Origin of the sequence: Paraburkholderia flava, from assembly GCF_004359985.1 — a bacterium.
Taxonomy (GTDB): domain Bacteria; phylum Pseudomonadota; class Gammaproteobacteria; order Burkholderiales; family Burkholderiaceae; genus Paraburkholderia; species Paraburkholderia flava.
Genome location: NZ_SMRO01000002.1, coordinates 771,297 through 797,119 on the forward strand (window position 1 = coordinate 771,297; position 25,823 = coordinate 797,119).

General features: G+C 65.2%; 24 protein-coding genes and 2 tRNA genes. 10 read left to right on the forward strand and 16 right to left on the reverse strand.

Annotated features, from left to right (window positions below; all coding sequences use genetic code 11):
- The first annotated feature begins 111 nt into the window (after nucleotides 1-111).
- Nucleotides 112-2,253 carry an ATP-dependent helicase gene (locus E1748_RS14875; RefSeq protein ID WP_133647978.1) on the forward strand — a complete coding sequence of 714 codons (2,142 nt, stop codon included), beginning with the start codon at nucleotides 112-114 and terminating at the stop codon, nucleotides 2,251-2,253.
- Between the two features lie 46 nt (nucleotides 2,254-2,299).
- Here the strand turns inward: E1748_RS14875 and E1748_RS14880 are convergent, their stop codons facing one another.
- The 8 genes from E1748_RS14880 to fdxA all read right to left on the reverse strand — a co-directional run bounded on the left by E1748_RS14880 (nucleotide 2,300) and on the right by fdxA (nucleotide 6,649).
- On the reverse strand, nucleotides 2,300-3,058 hold the full coding sequence (locus E1748_RS14880) for a DUF4088 family protein (RefSeq protein WP_133647979.1): 759 nt from the start codon (nucleotides 3,056-3,058) through the stop codon (nucleotides 2,300-2,302).
- A 220-nt stretch (nucleotides 3,059-3,278) separates the two neighbouring features.
- A complete protein-coding gene (locus E1748_RS14885; RefSeq protein WP_133647980.1) occupies nucleotides 3,279-3,602 on the reverse strand; it encodes an AzlD domain-containing protein in 324 nt (107 codons plus the stop codon).
- On the reverse strand, nucleotides 3,599-4,288 hold the full coding sequence (locus tag E1748_RS14890) for an AzlC family ABC transporter permease (protein ID WP_133649371.1): 690 nt from the start codon (nucleotides 4,286-4,288) through the stop codon (nucleotides 3,599-3,601). Before E1748_RS14890 ends, E1748_RS14885 begins: the two co-directional genes overlap by 4 nt.
- A 182-nt stretch (nucleotides 4,289-4,470) precedes the next feature.
- On the reverse strand, nucleotides 4,471-5,298 hold the full coding sequence (locus E1748_RS14895; RefSeq protein WP_133647981.1) for an AraC family transcriptional regulator: 828 nt from the start codon (nucleotides 5,296-5,298) through the stop codon (nucleotides 4,471-4,473).
- 53 nt (nucleotides 5,299-5,351) lie between these two features.
- The gene (locus E1748_RS14900) at nucleotides 5,352-5,831 is read right to left on the reverse strand and encodes a CreA family protein (RefSeq protein ID WP_133647982.1); all 480 of its coding nucleotides are present in this window, start codon (nucleotides 5,829-5,831) and stop codon (nucleotides 5,352-5,354) included.
- A gap of 156 nt (nucleotides 5,832-5,987) precedes the next feature.
- Nucleotides 5,988-6,063: transfer RNA gene (locus tag E1748_RS14905), tRNA-Asn, on the reverse strand.
- A 62-nt stretch (nucleotides 6,064-6,125) separates the two neighbouring features.
- Nucleotides 6,126-6,201, reverse strand: a tRNA-Asn gene (locus E1748_RS14910).
- 124 nt (nucleotides 6,202-6,325) lie between these two features.
- Nucleotides 6,326-6,649, reverse strand: a complete 324-nt coding sequence (fdxA, locus tag E1748_RS14915) for a ferredoxin FdxA (RefSeq protein ID WP_133647983.1) — start codon at nucleotides 6,647-6,649, stop codon at nucleotides 6,326-6,328.
- A gap of 298 nt (nucleotides 6,650-6,947) precedes the next feature.
- Between fdxA and pncB the strand changes: the two genes are divergently transcribed.
- The 5 genes from pncB to E1748_RS14940 all read left to right on the forward strand — a co-directional run bounded on the left by pncB (nucleotide 6,948) and on the right by E1748_RS14940 (nucleotide 12,976).
- Complete coding sequence (pncB, locus tag E1748_RS14920; RefSeq protein WP_133647984.1) at nucleotides 6,948-8,144, forward strand: nicotinate phosphoribosyltransferase; 1,197 nt, start codon at nucleotides 6,948-6,950, stop codon at nucleotides 8,142-8,144.
- A gap of 138 nt (nucleotides 8,145-8,282) precedes the next feature.
- Entirely contained in the window at nucleotides 8,283-8,945 is a 663-nt protein-coding gene (locus tag E1748_RS14925; protein ID WP_133647985.1) for a LutC/YkgG family protein, read from the forward strand.
- A gap of 46 nt (nucleotides 8,946-8,991) precedes the next feature.
- Complete coding sequence (locus E1748_RS14930) at nucleotides 8,992-10,434, forward strand: sodium:proton antiporter (RefSeq protein ID WP_133647986.1); 1,443 nt, start codon at nucleotides 8,992-8,994, stop codon at nucleotides 10,432-10,434.
- Nucleotides 10,435-10,490: 56 nt separating this feature from the next.
- Nucleotides 10,491-11,480, forward strand: a complete 990-nt coding sequence (locus E1748_RS14935; RefSeq protein ID WP_133647987.1) for a 2-hydroxyacid dehydrogenase — start codon at nucleotides 10,491-10,493, stop codon at nucleotides 11,478-11,480.
- Nucleotides 11,477-12,976: a DNA recombination protein RmuC gene (locus E1748_RS14940; RefSeq protein WP_133647988.1), complete on the forward strand. Its 1,500-nt coding sequence runs from the start codon at nucleotides 11,477-11,479 to the stop codon at nucleotides 12,974-12,976. The genes E1748_RS14935 and E1748_RS14940 overlap by 4 nt, the downstream gene beginning before the upstream one ends.
- Nucleotides 12,977-13,014: 38 nt before the next feature.
- Here E1748_RS14940 and E1748_RS14945 read toward each other — a convergent pair whose 3' ends face one another.
- From E1748_RS14945 to E1748_RS14970, 6 genes are all read right to left on the reverse strand, one after another.
- Entirely contained in the window at nucleotides 13,015-13,506 is a 492-nt protein-coding gene (locus E1748_RS14945) for a GNAT family N-acetyltransferase (RefSeq protein WP_133647989.1), read from the reverse strand.
- Nucleotides 13,506-13,781 (reverse strand): hypothetical protein, encoded by a 276-nt coding sequence (locus E1748_RS14950; protein WP_133647990.1) that lies wholly within the window; start codon nucleotides 13,779-13,781, stop codon nucleotides 13,506-13,508. The genes E1748_RS14945 and E1748_RS14950 overlap by 1 nt, the downstream gene beginning before the upstream one ends.
- Before the next feature lie 57 nt (nucleotides 13,782-13,838).
- Nucleotides 13,839-15,134, reverse strand: coding sequence for a molybdopterin molybdotransferase MoeA (gene moeA, locus E1748_RS14955; RefSeq protein ID WP_133647991.1), 1,296 nt, complete (start codon nucleotides 15,132-15,134; stop codon nucleotides 13,839-13,841).
- Nucleotides 15,135-15,224: 90 nt separating this feature from the next.
- On the reverse strand, nucleotides 15,225-15,845 hold the full coding sequence (gene mobA, locus E1748_RS14960; protein WP_133647992.1) for a molybdenum cofactor guanylyltransferase MobA: 621 nt from the start codon (nucleotides 15,843-15,845) through the stop codon (nucleotides 15,225-15,227).
- A gap of 15 nt (nucleotides 15,846-15,860) precedes the next feature.
- The gene (gene moaA / locus E1748_RS14965) at nucleotides 15,861-16,985 is read right to left on the reverse strand and encodes a GTP 3',8-cyclase MoaA (protein WP_133647993.1); all 1,125 of its coding nucleotides are present in this window, start codon (nucleotides 16,983-16,985) and stop codon (nucleotides 15,861-15,863) included.
- 166 nt (nucleotides 16,986-17,151) lie between these two features.
- The gene (locus tag E1748_RS14970) at nucleotides 17,152-20,349 is read right to left on the reverse strand and encodes an Rne/Rng family ribonuclease (protein WP_133647994.1); all 3,198 of its coding nucleotides are present in this window, start codon (nucleotides 20,347-20,349) and stop codon (nucleotides 17,152-17,154) included.
- Nucleotides 20,350-21,082: 733 nt separating this feature from the next.
- On the opposite strand from E1748_RS14970, the gene E1748_RS14975 reads away from it, so the two are divergent.
- From E1748_RS14975 to E1748_RS14990, 4 genes are all read left to right on the forward strand, one after another.
- The gene (locus E1748_RS14975; protein WP_133647995.1) at nucleotides 21,083-22,105 is read left to right on the forward strand and encodes an RluA family pseudouridine synthase; all 1,023 of its coding nucleotides are present in this window, start codon (nucleotides 21,083-21,085) and stop codon (nucleotides 22,103-22,105) included.
- A 95-nt stretch (nucleotides 22,106-22,200) separates the two neighbouring features.
- Nucleotides 22,201-22,860 carry an HAD-IA family hydrolase gene (locus E1748_RS14980; RefSeq protein WP_133647996.1) on the forward strand — a complete coding sequence of 220 codons (660 nt, stop codon included), beginning with the start codon at nucleotides 22,201-22,203 and terminating at the stop codon, nucleotides 22,858-22,860.
- Nucleotides 22,857-23,249 (forward strand): Rieske (2Fe-2S) protein, encoded by a 393-nt coding sequence (locus E1748_RS14985; RefSeq protein WP_133647997.1) that lies wholly within the window; start codon nucleotides 22,857-22,859, stop codon nucleotides 23,247-23,249. Before E1748_RS14980 ends, E1748_RS14985 begins: the two co-directional genes overlap by 4 nt.
- A gap of 24 nt (nucleotides 23,250-23,273) precedes the next feature.
- Nucleotides 23,274-24,284 (forward strand): S49 family peptidase, encoded by a 1,011-nt coding sequence (locus tag E1748_RS14990; RefSeq protein ID WP_133647998.1) that lies wholly within the window; start codon nucleotides 23,274-23,276, stop codon nucleotides 24,282-24,284.
- Nucleotides 24,285-24,309: 25 nt separating this feature from the next.
- On the opposite strand, the gene E1748_RS14995 is transcribed toward E1748_RS14990, so the two are convergent.
- Both E1748_RS14995 and E1748_RS15000 read right to left on the reverse strand, forming a co-directional pair.
- The gene (locus E1748_RS14995) at nucleotides 24,310-25,029 is read right to left on the reverse strand and encodes an SAM-dependent methyltransferase (RefSeq protein ID WP_133647999.1); all 720 of its coding nucleotides are present in this window, start codon (nucleotides 25,027-25,029) and stop codon (nucleotides 24,310-24,312) included.
- A complete protein-coding gene (locus tag E1748_RS15000; protein WP_133648000.1) occupies nucleotides 25,026-25,643 on the reverse strand; it encodes a Maf-like protein in 618 nt (205 codons plus the stop codon). Before E1748_RS15000 ends, E1748_RS14995 begins: the two co-directional genes overlap by 4 nt.
- Between the last annotated feature and the right edge of the window lie 180 nt (nucleotides 25,644-25,823).

Sequence of the window (25,823 nt, forward strand, 5' to 3'; positions counted from 1 at the left end):
CATGTGCGCGGCGGACCTCGTCAGCAAACTTGCCGCAAAGGGTTGTACGGATATACAGTATGCGTCGCGTACCGCATTCTTCCGTCTGAACCGTTCCACACAACGCCTACCGTGCTCTCCGTCGCCGATTCCCCGTCACGTCCCTCACGTTCGCTACCCGATCCCGATGCGTGGCTCGCGAAGCTCAACGACGCGCAGCGCGAGGCAGTCGAGTACGGCGGCGATGCAGGCGCGCTGCTGGTGATTGCGGGTGCCGGGTCGGGCAAGACGAACACGCTCGCGCATCGCGTTGCACATCTGATCGTCAAGGGCGCGGATCCGCGCCGCATCCTGCTGCTCACGTTCTCGCGCCGCGCCGCACAGGAGATGACGCGCCGCGCGTCGCGCATCGCGAGCACCGCACTCGGCGCGCGCTCGGGGACGTCGCTGGGACTCACGTGGTCGGGCACGTTCCACGGTATCGGCGCGCGGCTGCTGCGCGAATACGCGGAGCGGATCGGGCTGTCGCCGGCGTTCACGATCAACGACCGCGAAGATTCCGCCGATCTGATGAACCTGGTTCGTCACGAACTGGGCTTCTCGGCAAAGGAGCGTCGCTTTCCGTCGAAGGGCACGTGCTTCGCGATCTACTCGCGGGTCGTCAACACCGGCGCGTCGCTCGCGGACGTGCTCGCGCGCGCGTTTCCGTGGTGCTGCGAATGGGAGGCGGACCTGCGCGTGCTGTTCGCCACGTATGTCGATGCGAAGCAGAAGCAGAGCGTGCTCGATTACGACGATCTGCTGCTGTACTGGTCGTACGTCGCGGCGGAACCGTCGCTCGCCGCCGATATGTCGGACCGTTTCGATCACGTGCTCGTCGACGAGTACCAGGACACCAACCGTCTGCAGGCGTCGATCCTGCTCGCGCTGAAACCGGATGGCCGCGGCCTGACGGTGGTCGGCGACGACGCGCAGTCCATCTATTCGTTTCGCGGCGCGACGGTGCGCAACATTCTCGATTTCCCCACGCATTTCGATCCGCCCGCGAAGCAGGTGACGCTCGAACGCAACTACCGTTCGACGCAGCCGATCCTCGCCGCGTCGAACGCGGTGATCGAACTCGCGAGCGAGCGCTTCACGAAGAACCTGTGGTCCGACAAGGCGTCGGCGCAACGTCCGAGACTCGTCACCGTCGAGGATGAAGCGGCGCAGGCGCGCTACGTCGTCGAGCAGATTCTCGACGCGCGCGAAGCCGGTATGACGCTGAAGTCGCAGGCCGTGCTGTTTCGCGCGTCGGATCACAGCGCCGCGCTCGAGGTCGAGCTGACCCGGCGCAACATCCCGTTCGTGAAATTCGGCGGCCTGAAGTTTCTCGATTCGATCCACGTGAAGGATCTGCTCGCCTTGTTGCGCTGGGCGGAGAATCCGCGCGATCGCGTCGCGGGTTTTCGGGTCGTGCAACTGCTGCCGGGCGTCGGTCCGGCGACCGCCGCGCGCGTGCTCGATCAGGTGACCGCGCGCGCGGATGCACTGGCCGGCACGGGGCTGCACACGGCACCGGCCGCCGGCGCGCTCGCTGCATTTGCGCCGCCGCCGCGCGCGCTCGAAGACTGGGCGCCGTTCGTCGCGCTGATGTCGGCGGTGGGTAGCCGCGCGACGCCGTGGCCCGCCGAATTCGAAACGATCCGCCGCTGGTACGAGCCGCATCTCGAACGCAATCATGAAGACGCGGCGGTCCGTCACGCGGATCTGCTGCAGATGGAAAGCATCGCGGGCACGTACGCATCGCGCGAGCGCTTTCTCACCGAGCTCACGCTCGATCCGCCCGATGCAACCAGCGACGAATCAGGCGACCCATCGCGCGACGAAGACTATCTGATCCTGTCGACGATCCATTCGGCGAAAGGGCAGGAGTGGCGCAACGTGTTCGTGCTGAACGGCGTGGACGGTTGCCTGCCGTCCGATCTCGGCACCGGCAGCGACGAGGAACTGGAAGAAGAGCGGCGGCTTCTGTACGTCGCGATGACGCGCGCGAAGGAAGATCTGCATGTCGTCGTGCCGCAGCGTTTTTACGTGCACAACCAGACGCATCTCGGCGACCGTCATGTGTGGGCGTCGCGTACCCGCTTCATTCCGGCGGGTCTGCTGCCGCATTTCGATACGTACGCATGGCCGCGCGTTGCACCGCCGGTCATGCCGACCGCCGCGGGTCTCGCAGCCGCCGCGCAGGCGAAGCTCGAGATCGCGGCGAAGCTCAGGAAGATGTGGGATTAACGAGTAACGGCGCGCGTCTTTCGTCGGTCGCGCGCCGTACGAGAGGTCAGCGCGTCGGCCGTTGCGCGCGGGTCGGCGGTGGCGTGAAGAAATTGCGCAGCCAGCTGGCGAGCCGTGCGAACACGTCGTACGGCTCTTCGACAAAAATCTCCGGCTTCAGCAGACGCAGGTACTCCATGATCTGCTGCGCTTCCTGTTTCTGAAATGAACCGTGCGCGATGCCGAGCCGCAGCAGCCCGCGCAGTTCGCCGAGCTTTTCGCGCGCGGCACTGCCGACGCTCGTCTCGCATGCCACCTTCGCTTCGTACACGCGCTGACGCAGCGATTCGGCGAGCCGCCACGCGGGCGTCTGCATCGTTTCCTCAAGCACCTGAATATCCTGCGCAGCCGACTTGATCTGCGACGCGAGCGGATCGATCAGCAGCGGGTCGCCCTCTGCCTGCTCGACGATTGCTTGTGCCCAGCCGCGTGCCTGCTTCGCGAGTTCTTCGGGCGTCCACTCGGAGCGGACTGCGAAGCCGAAGCCGTATTCCACGGCCTGCCGCATCAGGATCGCGACGACGTCCGGAAATTCCTTATCGAGCGTGCGCTTCGCCCACGCGTACTGGCCGCCGGCGAGCATCCGCTGCACCGCGTGTTCGGTCAGCGGCACCATGTTGTCGAGCAGCTTCGCGCGCAGGAAGTCCTCGAACGACGGCGTCGCAAATTGCGGATCGAGCTTCAGCGACACGCGCAGGAACGCATCGAAGTCCTTGCGCAGCGAAACGATCGTTTCGTCCTTCAGTGTGAGGGTGATCTGCCCCATGTCTTGTCCCGTGTGATCTTCCGTGCGCGGCACCGCAGCGGTGCCGACGTCCGCGCGGAGCCCCCGGAGCGGATGTCGGCGATGCCGGCTGATGGAATGCGCTTTCCGCCGCATCTGGATGACGCGGCGGAAATGCGGGTCCGGCTGGCGGACTACGACTGATTATCGGCGGGACGGGGAAAAACTTGAGGGGGCAGATGAAGTGCGATTGGCGTGATGCTCAGCGCAGCACCACCCCTTGCCAGAGGAAGAACACCGCGAGGCCGACGGCGATCGTCAGCAGCGGACGACGCGTCCACGCACTGATGACGATCGCCGCGAGCGCGCCGACCAGTTGCGGATTGCGCCATGTCAGTTCGGCCTGGGTGCCGTGCGGCGACACGGCCATCGGCACGATGATCGCGGTCAGCACGGTGACCGGCACGAAGCCGAGCGCAGTGCGCACGAGCGGCGGAAACACCAGTCGATCGCCGAGCACGAAGACGGCCGCACGGATCACCCATGTGATCAGCGCCATGCCGAGAATCAGGAGCACGTCGTTCATTGACCGGCTCCCGCAGTACGCTGCTGACCGAGCGCCTGCCGCGACAGCAGTACGCCGACCACGACGCCGACGAACACCGCACCCAGTAGACCGAGTTTGTACGGCCAGCCCTGCCACAGAAACGCGAGCGTGCCGGCGGTCACCGCTGCTGCCACGTAGCGCAACGCGACGAGCTGCGGCACGACGATCGCGATGAACGTCGCGACCATCGCGAAATCGAGACCGAGCGATTGCAGGCCCGGAAACGCGGCGCCGAATACGAGGCCCGCGAGCGTCCAGATCTGCCAGTTGACGTACATCGATACGCCAGAGCCGAAGAAGTAATACGGGCCGACGGAGCCGGGCGGATGCAGCCGGTAGTGCGCCCACGCGACGGCGAAGACTTCGTCGGTGAGCAGGCCACCGAGCGCCCAGCGCCAGCGCATCGACAGATGCGCGACGTGCGGCGCGAGCGTCGCGCTGTACAGCACGTGACGCAGGTTGACGATCAACGTCGTCGCCCAGATCACGGCGAAGCTCGCGTGACCGGCGATCAGTCCGATCGCGATGAACTGCGCGGAGCCGGCGAACACGACGAGCGACATCAACTGGCCATGCCACGGATGCAGCGGGCCCGACGTCACGAGCGTGCCGAAGATGACGCCGAACGGCGCGGCGCCGACGAGCATCGGCACGGTGTCGCGCATGCCGGCGGTGAATTCGCGAAAGCGGTGGGTGGGGTGAGCGTGAGTCAATCTGTTCTCCTGTCACGCGAGGATAGCGGGATGGGAGGTGGGCGGGCTTGTACGTTCTTGCGGTGGGGCGTCGAACTATGCGACGAAGTGGCTCTGGTCCGTGCCCCCGCACAGCCGACAGACTCAAGCCAGATTCAGGCGCCTTGCCAACGCCCAGGCGGTACGCCGAACATCCGACGGAAGTGCCGCGTGAAGTGACTCTGATCGGTGAAGCCGTGCGCGGTCGCGACGTCGGCGACCGACACGCCCGCGCGCAGCGGCGCCAGCGCGCGTTGCAAACGAACCTGATTGCGCCACGCGTGCGGCGCGAGGCCGGTGTTCTGCGTGAAGAGACGCGCCGCGTGAAACGGCGACAGGTCGACGGTGGCCGCGAGATCGGCGAGTTTCAGCGGGACGGCGAGATCCGCAGTGAGGCGGTCTTTCATCGTCGCGACGCGGCGGTCGTCGAAATGGATCGATGCCGCCGGCCGTGTGCGCGCATAGCGGACGAGCAGCGTCGACAGCGCGTCGTACAGCGAAGCTTCGGCGGCGAGCGGGTCGTTGGTGTCGTCCTCGAGCAGCCGATGGGCACGGCTCACCCGGTCCCAGAGATCCGCGTCGCGGATCACGTCGGGCGCGAACCACGGCATCGGTTGCACGCGTCCGGCGACTTCGGTCGCGAGATCCTGGATGAAATCGATCGGCACGTACATCACGCGATAACGCCAGCCGGCCTCGACCGCGCGCGAGCCGGTGTGCAGCTCGCCGGGATTGATGACGGGCACGGTGCCGGCCTCGGCGACGTAGCGCGAGCCGCGATACTCGTAGGTTTCCGCGCCAGCTTCGATCACCGGCACCGCGTAGGCCTCATGCCAGTGCGGTGTGAACGCGTGATCGCGATACTCGGCCGTGAGGAGTTCCGCGCCGGGCAGGAGCGGGGTGCGCCAGTAGCGCGCGGAATCTCGGAAACGGGTAGCGGTCATGATGGCAATCCAGCGGATAGTGCCAGTTTAGCGCGGCCTCACGATAATCAAACTCACTTCGTCGGGATCGTGGTGCCCGCGGGCAGCGGCACCGCCGTCACGCTGTTCTTCGCGCTACCGGTGGCGACGCGGTCGCTGTACGTCAGATAGACGAGCGTGTTGCGCTTCGCGTCGACGATACGCACGACGTGCAGTGTCTTGAACACGAATGACATGCGCTCGGTGAACACGTCGGACTGCTGCTTGAGCGGTCCGGTGAAATGGACCGCGCCGACCTGGCGACACGCGATCGACGCTTCGGTCGGATCCTCGGCGACGCCGAGCGTGCCCTTGATGCCGCCGGTGCGCGCCCGCGACACATAGCACGTGATGCCGTTCACGAGCGGATCGTCATACGCTTCGACGACGACTCGATCGGAGCCCGTCAGGCGGAAGTTGGTGTTGACGCTCGCGACTTCCTCGCTGTGCGCACAGGGCAGCAGAAGCAGCGCGGTACAGGCGGCGAGCGATGCGCGAAACAGGATCGATGGCATGAGGATGGACCGCGACTGCCGCGGCGAATCGAAGTGGAGGAGCGCACATGCTATACCAGCGGCAGTGCTGTCGATCCGGCCACGTTGGAAACGCGAACGGCACACGCAAAAAACAAAAAGCCCGCTGACTATCAGCGGGCTTTCGTTTGAAGCAGTTGGCTCCCCGACCTGGGCTCGAACCAGGGACCTACGGATTAACAGTCCGGCGCTCTACCAACTGAGCTATCGGGGAACAGCAATACAACGTTCACGACATAAAAAAGCCCGTTATGGCTAACGGGCCTTTGCAATTCTTGGCTCCCCGACCTGGGCTCGAACCAGGGACCTACGGATTAACAGTCCGGCGCTCTACCAACTGAGCTATCGGGGAACAACAACAGCGAAGAAGCGAAATTGTAGGGGGCGCTACAGGGCCTGTCAATACCTAACGCGCCTCGACGCGCTTTCCGGAGCGGCCGCGCGCTGATGGCGGGACCGCCCGGAGAGAAGGGGCATCAGCGCTGCAGAAGCGCCAGCTTGTCCTTCACGTCCTTGAAGTCGTCGGCTTCGGGCAGCGGTGCCTTGGTCTTCGTGATGCTCGGCCAGCCCTTTGCGAGGTCGGCGTTCAGCACGACGAAGTCCTGCTGGTCGCCCGGCACGTCTTCTTCAGCGTAGATCGCGTTCACCGGACATTCGGCGACACACACGGCACAGTCGATGCACTCGTCGGGATCAATCGCGAGGAAGTTGGGACCTTCGCGAAAGCAGTCCACCGGGCACACGTCGACGCAGTCGGTATAGCGGCACTTGATGCAGCTCTCGGTCACAACGTGGGTCATTCAGGCAACTCCTGCATGCAATATCGGGGGTGGCACGGGCGTGGCAAATACGGGCGCGGTGCGCCGTCGGAACGCCAAAGACCGGTATTGTAACGTAACGACCAAACCCTTATCACGTACGGCTTGCACGGTTTTATATCGATTGGTGATTAGTTTATGGGCTGCGCGGGGGGAAGCGCCGTGCCGTTCGCGCGCTGCATTCGGGTAACATGGGACGGATCGGCGCGCAGGGGCGGGCCGAAACGAACCAGGTCTTTTTTCATGGGCTGCCGGCGTCAGGCAGACCGGTTTGCACACCATGATCATCACATCGCTGCTCGACACTGATCTGTACAAGTTCACGATGATGCAGGTGGTCCTGCATCATTTCCCCGCTGCCAACGTCGAATACCGGTTTCGGTGCCGCACGAAAGACGTCGATCTCGTGCCGTACATCGACGAGATCCGCGACGAGGTGCGTCAGCTCTGCAACCTGCGCTTCACGGAAGGCGAACTCGATTACCTGCGGCGGATGCGCTTCATCAAGGGCGACTTCGTCGAATTCCTCGCGCTGTTCCATCTGAACGAGAAGTACATCTCGATCTCGCCTTCGCCGAAGAATAACGGCGAGATCGACATCGACATCAAGGGGCCGTGGCTGCATACGATTCTCTTCGAGATTCCCATGCTCGCGATCGTCAACGAGGTGTACTTCCGCAATACGCAGCAGAAGCCGGATTACAGCGAAGGGCGCGAGCGGCTCGTCGAGAAGATCGAACTGCTCGGCGCGCGGCCTGAATTCGCCGACTGCAAGATCGCGGACTACGGCACGCGCCGGCGCTTCTCGAAGCAGTGGCACGAAGAGGTGATCCTCACGCTTAAGGATGGGCTCGGCGAGCAGTTCACCGGCACCAGCAACGTGTTCTATGCGATGAAGCACGGCCTCACGCCGCTCGGCACGATGGCGCACGAGTATCTGCAGGCGTGTCAGGCGCTCGGTCCACGGCTACGCGATTCGCAGATCTACGGCTTCGAGATGTGGGCGAAGGAATATCGCGGCGACCTCGGCATCGCGCTGTCGGACGTGTACGGGATGGAGGCGTTCCTGCGCGACTTCGACATGTATTTCTGCAAGCTCTTCGACGGCGCGCGCCACGATTCCGGCGATCCGTTCGACTGGGGCGAGCGCCTGCTCAAGCACTACGAGGACAACCGCTGCGATCCGCGCACGAAGGTGCTCGTGTTCTCCGATGCGCTCGACATTCCGAAAGTGCTGCAGCTGTACGAGCGGTTCCGTAATCGCTGCAAGCTCGCTTTCGGTGTCGGCACGAACCTGACTAACGATCTCGGTTACAGCCCGCTGCAGATCGTGATCAAGATGGTTCGCTGCAATGGTCAGCCGGTCGCGAAGCTGTCCGATTCGCCGGGCAAGAACATGTGCGACGACAAGGCGTATCTCGCGTACCTGCGTCAGGTGTTCGGCATTCCGCAGCCGGCCGACGAAGCATCGCAGTAACGGTTGTCGCCAGGGCCTCGCCGCCGCGAAGTTGTGATGTTGCGCGCGAGGCCGCCGATATAATTTCGTTCGGTATCTGCGTATTTGCACCAGCACGCGTGCGTCATCGCCGCGTGGTCATCGAACAAGGACTTGCCCATGGACACATCGACTGCCCGCCGCAACATCCTCGCGCGCATCCGCGCGGGGCAGGGCCGTGACGGCGCGCCGGCCGATGACGAACGCGAAGCGGCAGCCGACTATCTCGCGCGTCATCCCGAAGGTCCGCGTCCGCCGATGCCGGACGATCTCGTGACGCGTTTCGTCGAGCAGGCCGGCAAGATGTCGACCACCGTCGATCTCGTCGACGCGATGCACGACGTGCCGGCCGCGACTCAACGTTACCTCGCGAGCCAGGGCCTGCCGGTCCACGCGATCGCATGGCAAACGCTGCAGGATCTCGCGTGGTCCGACGCGGGACTCGAAGTGGAATTTCGCAAGCCCGTCGATGCGGACAAGGTCGGCATCACCGGCTGCTTCTGTGCGACCGCCGAGACCGGTACGCTGGTGCTGCTGTCGGGTCCGCAGACCTACGCCTCCGCCGGGCTGCTGCCCGAGACGCACGTGGCGATCGTGCCCGCGTCGCGGATCGTCGCCGGTCACGAGGATGCGTTCGCGCTGATTCGCGCCGAACGCGGCGAGCTGCCGCGCGCGGTCAACTTCGTGTCGGGTCCGTCGCGAACCGGCGATATCGAACAGACCATCGTCCTCGGCGCGCACGGGCCGTATCGTGTGCATGCGATCGTCGTCCGCGGCGCATGAGCCGGGCGCGTCGATCCGTCGATTCCGTTTGCAAGGATAGAAAGTGATGAAACGACATGCCGTTTCGGCATGCGTCGCGTTGGCCGCCGCATGCGCGATGTGGTCGCCGCTCGCCGCCGCTGCGACACCGGACGGTGCCGCACTGTCCGCATGGTGGGCGGTCCCGTTCGCCGGCGTGCTGCTGTCGATCGCACTGTTCCCGCTCGTTGCCTCCTCGTTCTGGCATCACCATTTCGGCAAGATCGCGGCCGCCTGGGGGGCCGTGTTTCTGGTGCCGTTCGCGATCGCGTTCGGTGTCGCGCCTGCGTTCGGCACGCTCGTGCATGCGCTGCTCGAAGAGTACGTGCCGTTCATCGTGCTGCTGACCGCGCTCTACACGGTCGCGGGCGGCATCTGCGTGCGCGGCAATCTGCACGGCTCGCCGCGTCTGAATACCGCGATCCTCGTACTCGGCACCGCGCTCGCGAGCGTGATGGGCACGACCGGCGCCGCGATGCTGCTGATCCGGCCGCTGCTGCGCGCGAACGACAATCGAAAGCATGTGGTGCACGTTGTCGTGTTCTTCATCTTTCTCGTCGCGAATGCGGGCGGCTCGCTGTCGCCGCTCGGCGATCCGCCGCTGTTCCTCGGCTTCCTGAACGGCGTCGGTTTCTTCTGGACGACGCAGCATCTCGCACTGCCGATGCTGTTCGTCTGCGTCGTGCTGCTCGTGCTGTTCTACGCGATCGACACGTACTACTTCAGCCGTCAAGGCGAACGCGGCGTGAACGAAGAGGAGCGTCCCGCATCGCGCGATCCGACGCCCGATTCGCCGAAGCTCGTCATTCAAGGCACGATCAATTTCGTGCTGCTGCTCGCGGTGATCGCGCTCGTGCTGATGAGCGGCCTGTGGAAGCCCGGCATCGAATTCAACGTGGCCGGCACGCACGTCGCACTGCAGAACGCGGTGCGCGACGGGCTGCTGATCGTCGTCACGCTGGTGTCGCTTGCCGCGACGCCACGCAACGCTCGCTCGGGCAACAACTTCAACTGGGCACCGATGGAAGAAGTCGCGAAGCTGTTCGCGGCGATCTTCGTGACCATTGCGCCGGTGATCGCGATCCTGCGCGCGGGCGAATCGGGCGCATTCGCGAGCCTCGTGCATCTGGTCAACGGCTCATCTGGCCGTCCGCACGACGCGATGTATTTCTGGGCGACGGGTATCCTGTCGTCGTTCCTCGACAATGCGCCGACCTACCTGGTGTTCTTCAATCTCGCGGGCGGCGACGCGCAGACGTTGATGACCACGGGCGCGACGACGCTCGCGGCGATTTCCGCGGGCGCGGTGTTCATGGGCGCGAACAGCTACATCGGCAATGCGCCGAACTTCATGGTGAAGGCGATCGCCGAATCACGAGGCGTGCGCATGCCGAGTTTCTTTGGCTATCTTGGATGGTCCGGCGCGGTGCTGATTCCGGTGTTTCTGTTGACCGGCTGGCTGTTTTTCTGAAGACGACTGAGCGCGTCGCGTCTCTCGCGCGGCGATGCTGATTCTGGAGCGAAGCGATGCAGAAGATTCTGGTTGCACGTCCGATTTTTCCGGACGTGATCGAACGCCTCAAGCAGTATTTCGAAGTGGACTGGAACAACGGCGACGTGCTCGCCGAAGACGAACTGAAGCGCCGGCTCGCCGATAAAGACGGTGCGCTAACCGCGGGCGATCCGATCGGCGTAGCCGCGCTCGCCGCCGCGCCGCGTCTGCGCGTCGTGTCGAACATGGCGGTCGGCTACAACAACTTCGACATTGCTGCGTTCAATGCGTCGAACGTGCTCGCGACGAATACGCCCGACGTGCTGAACGAATCGACCGCCGATTTCGGCTGGGCATTGATGATGGCCGCCGCGCGCCGCATCGCCGAATCGGAACACTGGCTGCGTGCGGGTCAATGGCAGAAGTGGGCCTACGACGGCTTTCTCGGTAGCGATATCTACGGTTCGACGCTTGGCGTCGTCGGCATGGGGCGCATCGGTCAGGCGCTCGCGCGTCGCGCGCGCGGCTTCGGCATGCGCGTCGTGTATCACAACCGCTCGCGTGTCGCGTCTGAGATCGAGACCGAATTGGGTGCGCAGTATCTGTCAAAGGAAGCGTTGCTGCGCGAGGCCGATCACGTCGTGCTCGTGCTGCCGTACACGAAGGAAAGCCATCACACGATCGGCGCGGCCGAACTCGCGCTGATGAAGCCGACCGCGACGCTGACCAACATCGCGCGCGGCGGCATCGTCGACGACGCGGCGCTGGTCGACGCATTGCGCGCGAAGCGTATCGCTGCAGCGGGGCTCGACGTGTACGAAGGCGAGCCGAAGCTGAACCCCGCGCTGCTCACCGTGCCGAACGTCGTGCTCACGCCGCATATCGCGAGCGCGACCGAAGCGACGCGCCGCGCGATGGCGAATCTCGCCGCCGACAACTTGATCGCTGCGCTCGGCGAAGGACCGCAGGCGGGTCGTCCGGCGAATCCGGTGAATCCGGGTGTGCTCGGCAAGGCGCGCGTATGACGTCGTTGCTTATCACCGCCGTCGTGGTGCTTGCCGTGCTGGCGGTGCTGCTCGTCGTCGGGTTGCTGTTTGCGCTGCGCAGCGCGGGGCGCTCGAAGCAGGACGCGCTGCTCGTCGATCTCGGCGAGCGCACCGTCGCCGCTACCGATACGCAGACGCGCGCATTCGAACGGCTCGAACGCGAACTGCGCAGCGAGATCGTCGATACCGCGCGCACGTCGCGCACCGAGTTGAGCGGCGGCTTCGCGCAGTTCCAGCAGACCCTCTCCACGCAGCAGACCGGCATTGCCACCGTGCAGAACGGCAAGATCGAAGGCTTTGCGCAACAGCTCGTCAGGCTGACCGAAACCAACGCGCAGCAACTGGAAGCGGTGCGGCAGAGTCTGCAGCTCCAGGCGCAACAGGCGCGCGACGAGCAGGGCGCGGCGCTGAAACGTTTCGGCGACACGCTGACGCAGCAGCTATTGCAACTGACCGAAGCAAACGATCGTCGTTTCGCCGAAGTGCGCGCGACGCTCGAAGCGCGTCTGAAAGACATCGAGACGAACAACGCGACAAAGCTCGAAGAGATGCGCCGCACCGTTGACGAGAAGCTGCACGCGACGCTCGAACAGCGGCTCGGCGAATCGTTCAAGCTGGTGTCCGACCGGCTCGAACAGGTGCATCGCGGACTCGGCGAAATGCAGACGCTTGCGGCCGGTGTAGGCGATCTGAAGAAAGTGCTGACCAACGTGAAGACGCGCGGCACGTGGGGCGAAGTGCAGCTCGAAGCGCTGCTCGAACAACTGCTGACGCCGGATCAATACGCGAAGAATGTCGCGACCGTGCCGAAGAGTAACGAGCGTGTCGAATTCGCGATCCGTTTGCCGGGGCGTTCATCGGCAGACGGGGGCGGCGAGCCGGTATGGCTGCCACTCGATGCGAAGTTTCCGCGCGAGGACTACGAGCGCTTGATCGATGCGCAGGAGCGCGCCGATCCGGTCGCGGTCGAAGAGGCGTCGCGTGCGCTCGAAGCGCGGGTACGTTCGGAGGCGCGCACGATCGCGGAGAAATACGTATCGCCGCCGCACACGACCGATTTCGCGCTGCTCTATCTGCCGACCGAAGGGCTCTACGCCGAGGTGCTACGGCGGCCCGGTCTCACCGATCTGCTGCAACGCGAGTATCGCGTGACGATCGCGGGGCCGACCACGCTGACCGCGTTGCTGAACAGTCTGCAGATGGGTTTCCGTACGCTCGCGATCGAGAAGCGTTCGAGCGAAGTGTGGCAGGTGCTCGGCGCGGTGAAAACGGAGTTCGGCAAATTCGGCGACGTGCTGGCGAAGACCAAGAAGCAACTGGAAACGGTCGCCAACTCGATCGATATGGCCGAGCAACGCGCGCGCGTGATGAACCGGAAGCTACGCGACGTCGAGGCATTGCCGGGTGAGCAGGCGAGTGGAGTGTTGGGAGATGCGGGCGATCTGCTCGCAGGTTCTGACGCAGACGAGCCTTGATGAGCGGGCGCCTGCGGTAAAGGCCGCGTCGCGCGCCGTCAGTCTTTCGCGCCGCCTGCAGCGAGCGCTTCGAGCGCGGCGCCGGTCATCCGCACCACGCGCCAGTCGGGCAGCACGGTCGCGCCCATCTTCTGATAGAAATCGATCGCCGGCTGATTCCAGTCGAGCACGGTCCACTCGAAGCGGCCGCATTGACGTTCGACGGCGAGCGCCGCGAGCCGCTGCAGGATCTCTGTGCCGAGGCCGCTGCCGCGTTGCGTCGGCTGCACGTAGATGTCTTCGAGGTACAGGCCACGGCGGCCGAGAAACGTCGAAAAATTGTGGAAGTACAGTGTATAGCCGACGATGCGGCCGGCGTCGTCGGCAACTATCGCTTCCGATGACGGACGCGGACCGAACAGTGCATCGTGCACGCCTTCCTCGGTCGCGACGAACAGATGCGTGAGCTTTTCGTACTCGGCGAGTTCGCGCATCAACGCGAAGATCGCGCCGACGTCGGCCGGTGTTGCTGCGCGCAGCACCGCTGCCATTACGCTTCCTCGGGCGCGTCGCTCAACTGGATTTCGATGCCGCCGAAACGCGACGCCACCCAGTTGTACGCATGGCACGCGATCCACAGCAGCACGAAGCCGAGAATCGCGTTCAGCAGCAGCGCGCTGAAAATCGTGCTGAGTTCCACTGACCCATAGCGCACGAACGCGACCAGCACGCCGAGCAGCACGATCGGCACGCTGAAGGTCAGGTAGACCAGAATCAGTGCCTTGGCGGTCTGTCCCGGTGCGATGAACGAGATCTGTTTTTTCATGTGAGTCAAACCCGTTGGTCTTGGTGATTGCGTGAAAGTGAGGCGGCGGCCGACCGCCTAGATGAGTCCGTCGAACAGCATGATATCGACAGTGTCTCCTGCGTCGATATTTGCCTGCTCGTGTGCGAGCACGATAAAGCAGTTGGCTTCGCTCATCGAACTGAGCGCGCCTGAACTCTGCGAACCGGTGGGCGCGACGTGCCACTGGCCGTGCGCATCGCGCTCTGCGATGCCGCGCTGGAATTCGGTACGGCCGGGCCGCTTGCGGATCGCTTCGCGGCTCGCGGCGGCGATCAGTACCGGCGGCTGCGAGGTGGCGCACGACATCGCGAGCAGCGCTTCGCGCACGATCAGATAGAACGTCACCATCACCGCGACCGGATTGCCCGGCAGGCCGAAATATAGCGCAGGCCGTCCCGCGCCTGGTCGCTCGCCGGACCAGATGCGGCCGAATGCGAGCGGGCGACCTGGGCGCATCGCGAGACTCCAGAACGCGACGTCGCCGAAACTTTGCAGCAGCTTGCGCGTGAAGTCCGCTTCGCCGACCGATACGCCGCCCGAACTCAGCACGACGTCGGCGCTGGTGGCGGCATGGCGTAACGCGGCTTCGAGTGCGGCGGGTTCGTCGCGGACGATACCGAGATCGAGTGTCTCCGCATTCAGCCGACGCAGCATTGCGGCGAGCGTGTGGCGGTTGCTGTCGTACACGCAACCTGGTGCAAGCGGTTCGCCCGGCGAGCGCAATTCGTCGCCGGTCGAAAAGAGCGCGACGCGCAGGCGACGCCGCACAGTCACTTCAACAACGCCGAGCGACGCGAGCAACCCGACATCCGACGCGCGCACGATTCGGCCCGCATGCAGCGCGAGACCGCCGCGCGCGAGGTCTTCGCCTGCGCGGCGCCAGTTTGCACCGGCGCGCAATGCATCTGCGGGAAAGCGAATGGTGTCGCCGTCGAGTGACACGAGTTCCTGCGGCACGACGGTATCGCAGCCGTCCGGTAACCATGCGCCGGTCATCACGCGCACGCATGCGTTTGCCGCGATCTTGCCCGTGAACGGATGGCCCGCGAGTGCCTTGCCCGCGACGCTCAGGATGACTTCGGTATTACCCGCGCCGAGCGCTGCGCTGTGGAACGCATAGCCGTCCATCGCGCAGTTGTCGTGCGCGGGGACGTCGATCGGCGAAACGAGGTCTTCAGCCAGCACGCGATCGAGCGCATCGTGCAACGGCACGCGTTCGACCGCTTCGAGCGGCGTCGCCCACTGACGCACGATCGCCTGCGCAGCGTGGACCGGCAACGCATGCGGGTCGTACTGGGCGACGCAGCGGGAGAAGTCGTCAGGCGTGGTCATGAATCGGGAGCGTGGCAGCTGGAGGCGGGTGCTTGACAGGCAAGGGGCAAGGGCGTGGCAGCGCCGATGCTGGCGGAGGCTACAAAGGCCTCACGTGCGTTCGAGGTCGGCGAGTTGTTGTAAAGAGTTGACATTGTAGAACGCGCGCTCGTCGGCAAAGATCACTTCGACCGTCGTGTGGCGCGCGTACCACGCGCGTACCTTGCGCTCGCCGGCTTGCAGAAAGGCGGCGAGATCGTCGGCGAGCGACGTGCGTACGAGCGCGAAGACCGGATGCGGCGAGACGTCGCCGTGGGCATCGCTCGTCGCGGCTGTCGCGATGTCCGCGTGCCGGGTTTCGAGCGCGTTGGCAAGGCGCTCGGCGAGATCGACCGGTAGCCCGGGTGAGTCGCACGGTGCGCTGAGCACGAACGGGGTTGTCGCAGCCTGCAGACCTGCGAGCAGACCCGCGAGCGGGCCGGGGAAGTCGGGTAGCGCGGTGCTGTCAGCAATGACGTTTGCCTGGTAAGCCGCGCCCAGTTCGGCGTAGCGCTCCGCATGACGATTCGCGCTGATCAGCAGCGCGCCGGTTTGCGGTGCGAGCCGTTTCAGCACGTGAGCAGCAAGCGGTTCGCCGTGCAGCGTCTGCAGACCTTTGTCGACGCCGCCCATGCGCGTGCCGCGCCCGCCCGCGAGGAGAAGGCCGGTGATCTGCGTGGAGAGGATCGCCATGCGAGCGGCGCGGCGTCAGCCGCCGATGTAGGACATTTCGACGCGGCGTGCATCCGCGGACGGCGCAGTTTGCGCGACCGCGCTGCCGCGCAGTTGCGAGTAACGGTCGTCGCGTTGCTGCCAGATGTGCGCGATAGCGCCGGCGATTTCGGCATCGCTTGCACCGCTGCGCACGAGCGCGCGCAGATCGTGTCCCGCCGAGGCGAACAGGCACATGTACAGCTTGCCTTCCGTCGACAGACGCGCGCGCGTGCAGGTGCCGCAGAACGCACGCGTGACGCTCGAGATCACGCCGATCTCGCCGGCGCCATCCGCATAGCCCCAGCGCTGCGCTGTCTCGGCGGCGCTGTGTGCTTCGAGCGGCACGAGCGGGAAGTGCGCGGCGATGCGCGCGATCACGTCGGCCGACGGCAATACTTCGGTCATGTTCCAGCCGTTCGACGTGCCGACGTCCATGTATTCGATAAAGCGCAATATCGCGCCCGAGTGACGGAAGCGACGCGCCATCGGGATGATTTCGGCGTCGTTCGTGCCGCGCTTGACGACCATGTTGACCTTGACCGGCGCGAGGCCTACCGCATCGGCGGCCGCGATGCCTTCGAGCACATCGGCGACCGCGAAGTCGGCATCGTTCATCCGGCGGAACAGCGCGTCGTCGAGCGCGTCGAGACTCACGGTGACGCGGGTGAGGCCCGCGTCCTTCAGGCTGCGCGCCTTGCGCGCGAGCAGCGAGCCGTTGGTGGTGAGCGTGAGGTCGAGTGGCCGTCCGTCCGGTGTGCTCAACCGCGCGAGCCGCTCGATCAGGAATTCGAGATTTTTCCGCAGCAGCGGCTCGCCGCCGGTCAGCCGGATTTTTTCGACGCCGTGCGCGACGAACGTGTGCGCGAGACGCTCGATTTCCTCGAAGGTCAGCAGCGACGCATGCGGCAGAAACGCATAGTCCTTGTCGAAGACCGCGCGCGGCATGCAGTAGACGCAGCGGAAGTTGCAGCGGTCCGTCACCGAGATGCGCAGATCGCGCAGCGGCCGCGCAAGCGTGTCGTGCAGCACGCCGCGCGGGATCGCGGTAGTGCCGGCGACGACGACAGGCAGTGCGGATAGTGCGCTGACGTCGGTGACAGGGATGATGCGTCGGGACATGGCCGATTCGGGTCGATTCGTTCTGGTTACAGCTTTCATTCTAACGGAAGGGCCCGGCCGGGGCAGTCGGTGGCGACCCTCCCGATGATGTGGGGGCATCGCGGGCAAGAAAAAAGCCCGCCGGAGAGGCGGGCTTTTGACGACTACTGCAGCGGGTGCTTACTGCTTAATGCTGTGAGCGGCCCGTTTCGACCTGCTGCATCGGCGCGCTGTCTGCCTGCGGCAGCACCTTGCGCTCGCGCGGCACGCGGGCCGGCTTCACGGCTTGGGCGGCTGCGTCCTGCGCGGCACGCAGCTTGTCGGCGTCGGTGTTGACCCACACCAGACCGGCGTTTTCGAGCATCGGCTGCAGCGTTTCCGCGGACAGGTCCGTGCGCGTCGGAACCGGTTGAGCGGCTTGCGGGGCAGGGGCTTGTACCGGAGCAACGGTGACGGCGGGTGCGACTGCAGCGGCTTGCACAGGCTGAGGCTCGGCCTGCGGGGCCGGCTCGACGTGCGGTTCGACAGCAGGCTGCGCGACAACCGGTGCTTCGGATACTTCGGCAGCAGCAACCACGGCCGGAGCAGGTTCGCTGACGGCGACCGCAGGCGCGGCTTCCGAAGCAGCGGGCGCCGGTGCCAGCGGGGACGCTTCGACGACAGGCGCGTGCTGCTCGACGACCGGAGCTGCCGACCACGTAGCGGGTGCCGGCTCGTGCTGCGCCGGTTCTGCCGGTTCTGCAACAGCAGCCGGAGCAACAACCGCTTCCGACGCAGTGTGCGCGACCTGCGGCACAGCGACCGGTTCGAGCGTTTCCGTCTTCGCGGCCTGTTCGGCGGCGAGCGTCGGCGTGTCGGCTGCAGCGTGCAGTTCCGTCACGACGGCGGTTTCTGTCGCGACAGCAGCGACGACCACTTCGACCGGTGCAACCGACGGAGCGGCTGCCGGCGTCTCGTGACGTCCGGTGTGCTCCTGCGTGCGTACCGGCGCTTCGGCCGTCGTACCGGCCGTTTCGCCTTCTGCTTCGGCGACGTCGGCGGCGTGATTCACGTTGACGTTTTCTTCATCGCGCTCACGACGACCACCACGGCGGCCACGGCGACGACGGCGGCGTTCTTCACCGTCACGTGCGACGTTTTCCTGATCGAGCGGCGCTTCGTTCTCGCCGAGACCCGATTCGACCGGTGCCAGTGCTGCTACTTCGTTCTGGTTCAGTGCCTCGGCGGCTTCGGGCTGCTGCTTGCGTCGCTCGCCACGGTCCCGGCGTTCGCCGCGTTCCGGACGTGCCGCGCCTTCGACTGCCTCGACGCGGTCGCCACGATCCTGTCCGCGTTCGGCGCGGTTGTTGTCACGGCTTTCGCGGTTGTCGCGACCCTCGCGGTTATCACGCCCTTCGCGCGGTTCGCGGTTGCCACGAGCCTCACGCGGTTCGCGCGCCTCGCGGCCTTCACGTCCTTCGCGCGGTTCGTCACGGCGTTGCGACGGCTGACCCTGACGGCCACCCACTGCGTTCTCGCTGCGTGCGCCGGCGTTGCCGCCACGGCGGTTGCGGTTCCGGTCGTTGCCGCCGGCACTGCGCTCGCCGCGCTGTTCGCGGGCCGGGCGAGCAGGCTTCTCGGCCGGCGCGGGGGCCGGAGCCGGTGCAGCCGGCTGCATGCCGAACAGGTTCTTCAGCCAGCCGATGAAGCCACCGGCAGCCGGCGTCACGGCGACGGGCGCCGGCGTCGGTGCGGCAGCCGGCTTGACCGGTGCGCTCGGCGCGGGTTTCTCAGGCGTGATGCCCTTGACCGCGGCTTCCTGCTTCGGCTTCGTTTCTTCGGTGCGCTTGCTGTAGCCGGTTTCCGATTCGAGCTCGTGCGCCGCTTCCTCGGCCATCTTCCACGATGCGCGCGGCTCGTCGAGGCGCGCGTCGTCGTGACGCAGACGCTCGAGCTTGTAGTGCGGCGTGTCGAGATGCTTGTTCGGGATCAACACGACGTTGACCTTGAAGCGCGATTCGATCTTGTTGATTTCCGAGCGCTTCTCGTTCAGCAGGAAGGCGGTCACTTCGACCGGCACCTGGCAGTGGATCGCCGCGGTGTTTTCCTTCATCGCTTCTTCCTGAATGATCCGCAGCACCTGCAGCGCGGACGATTCGGTATCGCGGATGTGACCCGTGCCGTTACAGCGCGGGCACGTGACGTGGCTGCCTTCGGACAGCGCCGGACGCAGTCGCTGACGCGACAGCTCCATCAGCCCGAAACGCGAGATCTTGCCCATCTGGACGCGCGCACGGTCGTGCTTGAGCGCGTCTTTCAGGCGCTGCTCGACGTCGCGCTGGCTCTTGGCCGATTCCATGTCGATGAAGTCGATCACGATCAGGCCGCCCAGATCGCGCAGACGCAGCTGGCGGGCGACTTCGTCGGCGGCTTCCAGGTTCGTGCGCGCGGCCGTTTCCTCGATGTCCGCGCCCTTCGTGGCACGTGCCGAGTTGACGTCGATCGCGACGAGCGCTTCGGTGTGATCGATCACGATCGCGCCGCCCGACGGCAGCGGAACGGTACGCGAATACGCGGTTTCGATCTGGTGCTCGATCTGGAAGCGCGAGAACAGCGGCACGTCGTCGTGATACCGCTTCACCTTGCTGACATTGTCCGGCATCACGATATCCATGAAGGCGCGCGCCTGGTCGTGGATTTCGGTGGTGTCGATGAGAATTTCGCCGATGTCCGGCTGGAAGTAGTCGCGGATCGCGCGGATCACGAGGCTCGATTCCAGATAGATCAGCATCGGCTGACCGGACGAGCCGCTTTGCGACGCGGCTTCGATCGCGCGCCACAGCTGCATCAGGTAGTTCAGGTCCCACTGCAGTTCTTCGGCGCTGCGGCCGATGCCTGCGGTGCGAGCGATGATGCTCATGCCTTCCGGCAGTTCGAGCTGCGCCATCGTTTCGCGCAGTTCCTGGCGGTCGTCGCCTTCGATCCGGCGCGACACACCGCCGCCGCGCGGATTGTTCGGCATCAGCACGAGGTAGCGGCCGGCGAGCGAGATGAACGTGGTGAGGGCAGCGCCCTTGTTGCCGCGCTCTTCCTTTTCGACCTGAACGATCAGTTCCTGGCCTTCGCGGAGGGCGTCCTGGATGCGCGCGGAGCGCATGTCGACGCCGTCGCGGAAGTACTGGCGGGCAACTTCCTTGAACGGCAGGAAGCCGTGGCGGTCTTCGCCGTAGTTGACGAAGCAGGCTTCGAGCGACGGCTCGATGCGGGTGATGACGCCCTTGTAGATATTGCCTTTGCGCTGTTCGCGGCCGGCGGTTTCGATGTCGATGTCGATGAGTTTTTGCCCATCGACGATGGCGACGCGCAGTTCTTCCTGCTGCGTCGCATTAAACAGCATGCGTTTCATTGAACGGCTCCAGAGCGGCTTGCGCCGGCCCACGCCCTGCGGTTGTCAGTCGCAGGAACGGTGAGGGCGGCGGCGCGCCGCACCTTATTGTGTAGTCACGGGCACGCTGGAGCAGGAACGTTGGCGGGGAGAATTGCCTGAGGGGGCCCGGTCCGGCTGAAAATGGACACGGTGCCGCAGGGCACATGCGAATACGGCTTCAAATAACGACACGACACGCCGAAGTGCTCGGGCAGCCTGCCGTTTGCGTCTTCATTTGCGTGTCCGGCGCGCCACTGGGCGCAAAAAACCGGAACCGCGAAGACCGCGGCCATGCCGCGCGCGGGAAGCTTGCTCAAAACGCCCGACTTCCCACCGGGGTGTCTCGCCTCATTTTGACGACGCCTTGTTTCGCATTCAGTCGCGAAACGCTACGAGGCGCACGCCGTATTTTCGCCACTGGCCGCGTTGTCCCGCGGCAGCTTTCGCTGCCCGCCGACGACGCCCGCCAGTTAAATTCTTTTTTACCAAAATTCCGTTACCGTCGGAGCCGGTCCTGACCGAACGCGCCTGTGGGCGCCGTCCCTGCCTGGCACTTGGATCCGTGCGTGCAACTTGTTGCATCTTGATTTCGGGGTGAGCAACCTGCCCCGGCGCAAGTAAAATAAGCCTTTATCGCTTGCACCTGCGCAACCCGCCCAGCTACCGGTCAATGTGTCGGCCACCGCGGACTGCTGGGCAAATTATATTCAGAATGAAAGAGTTAGGCAAAATTTCCCAGAAACCGGTCGCAGCCGACCAGGTCTCGATGGTCGAAATCGACGAGGATTCGGCCGGTCAGCGCATCGACAATTTCCTGCTACGCATCTGTAAAGGGGTGCCGAAAAGCCATATTTATCGGATCCTGCGCAGCGGCGAGGTGCGGGTCAATAAGGGCCGGATAGATGCGCAATACCGGCTCGTATCCGGCGACGTCGTGCGGGTTCCGCCGATCCGAATCGCCCAGTCCGTGGAGCCGATCGCGGGTGCGAATGTGCCGGTCGCGCACTTTCCGGTGCTGTTCGAGGACGATCATCTGCTGGTTATCGACAAGCCGTCGGGTGTCGCCGTCCATGGCGGCAGCGGTGTCGCGTTCGGGGTGATCGAGCAGTTGCGGCAGGCGCGTCCGCAGGCAAAATTCCTTGAGCTCGTGCACCGGCTCGATCGCGAGACGTCCGGCGTGCTGATGCTCGCGAAAAAGCGGACCGCACTTCTCGGGCTGCACGAGCAGATCCGCGAGAACCGGATGGACAAGCGGTACTATGCGTGCGCCCACGGCGAATGGTCGAGCGACTGGGGGCGGCGTCGGATCGTGAAGGAGCCGCTGCACAAGTATCTGCTGCCGGACGGCGAACGGCGCGTGCGCGTGCAGCCGGACGGCATGCCGTCGCACACGGTGTTCAATCTGGTCGATCACTGGCCGGATTACGTGCTGCTCGAGGCGGAACTGAAGACTGGCCGGACCCATCAGATCCGCGTGCATCTGGCGCACCTCGGGCTGCCGATCATCGGCGACGCGAAATACGGCGATTTCGCGCTGAACAAGGCGCTTGCCCGCGCCAGCGCGCATCCGGGCCTGAAGCGGATGTTCCTGCACGCGTACCGGCTCAAGCTCGCGCATCCGGCGACCGGCGAAACGCTGCAGTTCGATGCGCCGCTGCCCGCCGACTGCCGGCGTTTCGTCGATGAACTGCGCGCAATGCGCGATGCGGGTAACGGCAACGACGGGCATCAGTAAAGACAGCGCAGGTGGGAGGGCGCCGCTAACCGCCTCCGGTCCGACGAAAACCGCCACCCCGATTCCACCCTGAATGAAAGCGAGACGAAATCCGCATGGCCCGACAGCAATTTGATCTGATCGTCTTTGACTGGGACGGCACCTTGATGGACTCGACCGTCCACATCACGCGCAGCATCCAGTCCGCCTGTCGCGATCTCGGTCTGCCGGTGCCCTCCGACGAGTCCGCGAGCTACGTGATCGGCCTCGGCCTGCGCGACGCGCTGCAGATCGCCGCGCCGACGCTCGATCCGTCCGACTATCCGCGGCTCGCGGAGCGCTACCGTTTTCACTACCTGGTGAAGGATCAGACCACCGAGCTGTTCGACGGCGTGCGCGACATGCTGCGGGATCTGCGCGACGAGGGTTATCTGCTGGGCGTCGCGACTGGCAAGAGCCGCGTCGGGTTGAATCGCGCGCTCGACCAGGCGCGCCTGACGAGTCTGTTCGACGGCACGCGTTGTGCTGACGAAACGTTTTCGAAACCACATCCGGCGATGCTGCACGAACTCACGCGCGAGCTGGGCCAGGATCCTGCGCGCACGGTGATGATCGGCGACACGACGCACGATCTGCAGATGGCGATCAACGCGGGCGTGGCCGGGATCGGCGTGACCTATGGCGCGCATCCGGCCGCATCGCTCGAGGCGCTGTCGCCGCGCTTTGTCGCGCAGAGCGTCGTGTCGCTGTCCGGATGGCTGCGGGAGCACGCATGAGCGACGCCGCGCCGGAGCCGGTGCGGATCTGCGCCGCCGACGAACTCGTCGATGGCGGCGCGGGCGTCCGGCGCACCGCGATCAACGCGGGCGGCGAGGCGGTCGTGTTTTTCGTGCGCTACGGCGGCGACGCGTACGGCTATCTGAACCGCTGTGCGCATGTGCCGATGGAACTCGACTGGGTCGAAGGCCAGTTCTTCGAATCGTCCGGTTTATACTTGATGTGCGCCACGCACGGCGCGATTTACGAGCCGGACACGGGTAAATGTGTCGGCGGTCCGTGCCGTGGCGGCCGGCTGCGCGCGCTCCGGGTGGACGAACGCGATACGCCGGAAGGCCGCGCGGTGTTCTGGCTCCCCGACGGCGATCTGCGTCCGGCGCCCCTCTGAAATTCGACTCTCACTGCGACGCGCATGGCCGACCAACACACTCCCGATTCGAACGAACCGTCCGACGCCAGCCGTCGGCCCGCTACTGCCGCTACCGCCGAGCCGGGCTGGGAGCGTGCGGCGCTCGAACGCATCGCGCTGGCCGCGATCAGCGAGCAGCGTGCCGCGCGGCGCTGGAAAATTTTCTTCCGCTTCGTCGCGCTCGGTGTCGTGCTGCTACTCGCATGGGCGGTCTTCGATTTTTCCGGCGACAAGGTGTCGTCCACCGGCCGTCATACGGCGCTCGTCACGCTCGACGGCGAAATCTCGTCCAGTACGAATGCGAACGCAGAAGATATCGATAACGCGCTCGACAGCGCCTTCGACGACGCAGGCACGGCCGGCGTCGTGCTTGCGATCAACAGCCCGGGCGGCAGTCCGGTGCAGGCGGGCATCATCAACAGCGAGATTCGCCGGCTGCGCGCGAAATATCCGTCGATTCCGCTGTACGTGACGGTCGGCGACATGTGCGCGTCGGGCGGCTACTACGTGGCCGCAGCCGCCGACAAGATTTACGTCGACAAGGCGAGCATCGTCGGGTCAATCGGCGTGCTGATGGACGGCTTCGGTTTCACTGGCCTGATGGACAAGCTCGGCGTCCAGCGCCGGTTGCACACGTCGGGTGAGAACAAAGGCTTCTTCGATCCGTTCTCGCCGGATACGCCGAAAATGGACGCGCACGCGCAGGAAATGCTCGACCAGATTCACGCGCAGTTCATCGATGCAGTCCGGCAAGGCCGCGGCAAGCGGCTGCACGAAACGCCGGACATGTTCTCGGGCCTGTTCTGGACCGGCGAAAAGAGCGTCGAGATGGGGCTCGCCGATGGCTTCGGCAACACCGATTACGTCGCTCGCGAAATCATCAAGGCGCCGGATATCGTCGACTACACGGTAAAGGACAGCATCACCGACCGCGTCGCGCGCAAGTTCGGCGCGGCGGTCGGGAGTGCCGCCGTGCACGCGATGGTGCTCGGCGGCAAGCTGAACCTGCGCTGAGCGCGCAGGCGCGGCACGCGGCGGGTCAGTTCGCGAGCAGCAGGAAGATCGCCGGACGCTTGTGCAGGTCCGGCGCGGTCGCTTTCTTCCAGTCGCTCACGCTGCGGCTCGCAATCGTTTCAGTGGCGAGCGTCAGGTCGACGGCCACGCAGACGAGCGTCGACGGCGCGCAGGTTGCCAGCAGCGTGTCGAGCAGCGCGCGATTGCGATACGGCGTCTCGATGAAAATCTGCGTCTGCTTTGCCTTGCGCGACTGCTGTTCGAGATCGCGCAGCCGCTTCGCGCGCTCGCCTGCGTCGACCGGCAGATAGCCGTGAAACGCGAAGCTCTGGCCGTTCAGGCCGGATGCCATCAACGCCAGCAGAATCGAACTCGGACCGACCAGCGGCACGACCTTGACGCCGCGCTCGTGCGCGCGTCGCACGAGCAGTGCGCCCGGGTCTGCGACGGCCGGGCATCCCGCTTCAGACACGAGACCCGCATCCGTTCCGGCGAGCAACGGTGCGAGCAACCGGTCGATCTCGCCGGCGGGCGTATTCACGTTGAGTTCGCGAACTTCGATTTCCTGGATCGGCCGCTCGGTGCCGACTTTCTTGAGGAACGCGCGCGTCGTCTTCGCGTTTTCGCCGATGTAGTAGCTGAGCGCGGCGGCGCGACTGCGGACCGGTGCGGGCAGAACCTCGGCGAGTGCGTCGGCATCGCCGTCGCCGAGCGTGTTCGGGATCAGATAGAGCGTGCCTTTCATTGCGCCCCCAGAAGCGGATAGCCCACGGCGAGCAGCATGCGCGTGAGTGCGATCAGCGGCAGGCCGACGAGAGCGGTCGGATCGTCGGAGTCGATCGCGTCGAGCAGCGCGATGCCGAGACCTTCCGACTTCGCGCTACCCGCGACGTCGTATGGCGTTTCGGCGTGCAGATACGCGTCGAGCGCGGCATCCGGCAGATCGCGAAACCGGACGCGGGTCACGACGTCGAGTGTTTGTGCAGCGCCGTCGCGGCTGTCGAACAGGCACAGCGCGCTGTGGAACAGCACTTCGCGGCCGCGCATCGCCTGAAGCTGGGCGAGCGCGTTTGCGTGATTGCCGGGCTTGCCGATCTGGCGATCGTCGAACGTGGCGACCTGATCCGAGCCGATGACCAGCGCGGCTTCGAGCGGCGCGAGGCCGGCCGCGACAGCGCGGGCCTTGGCCTGCGCGAGCCGCAGCGCGGTCGCGGCGGGCGATTCGCCGGCGAGCGGCGTTTCATCGATGGCAGGAACGGCGACGTCGAACGGGATGCGCAGGCGTTCGAGCAGTTCGCGGCGATAGCGCGAGCTCGACGCGAGGATCAGGCGGGGCGGGCGGGCAGAGGAATCCGGCATGACGATGGGATGGCTATAAACGCTTGACTGGACGGTGGATGAGCGCTCGATCGAGCGGCTGAAAAGAGGACTGCAACGCGTTTCACGGATGCGGTCTTAAGTGTTTGACTCGAAACAACAAAACAGATATAGTCTTGGGCTTTTCACCGGCATGCTCCGTTGCCCGCTTTTGCCCGTTCC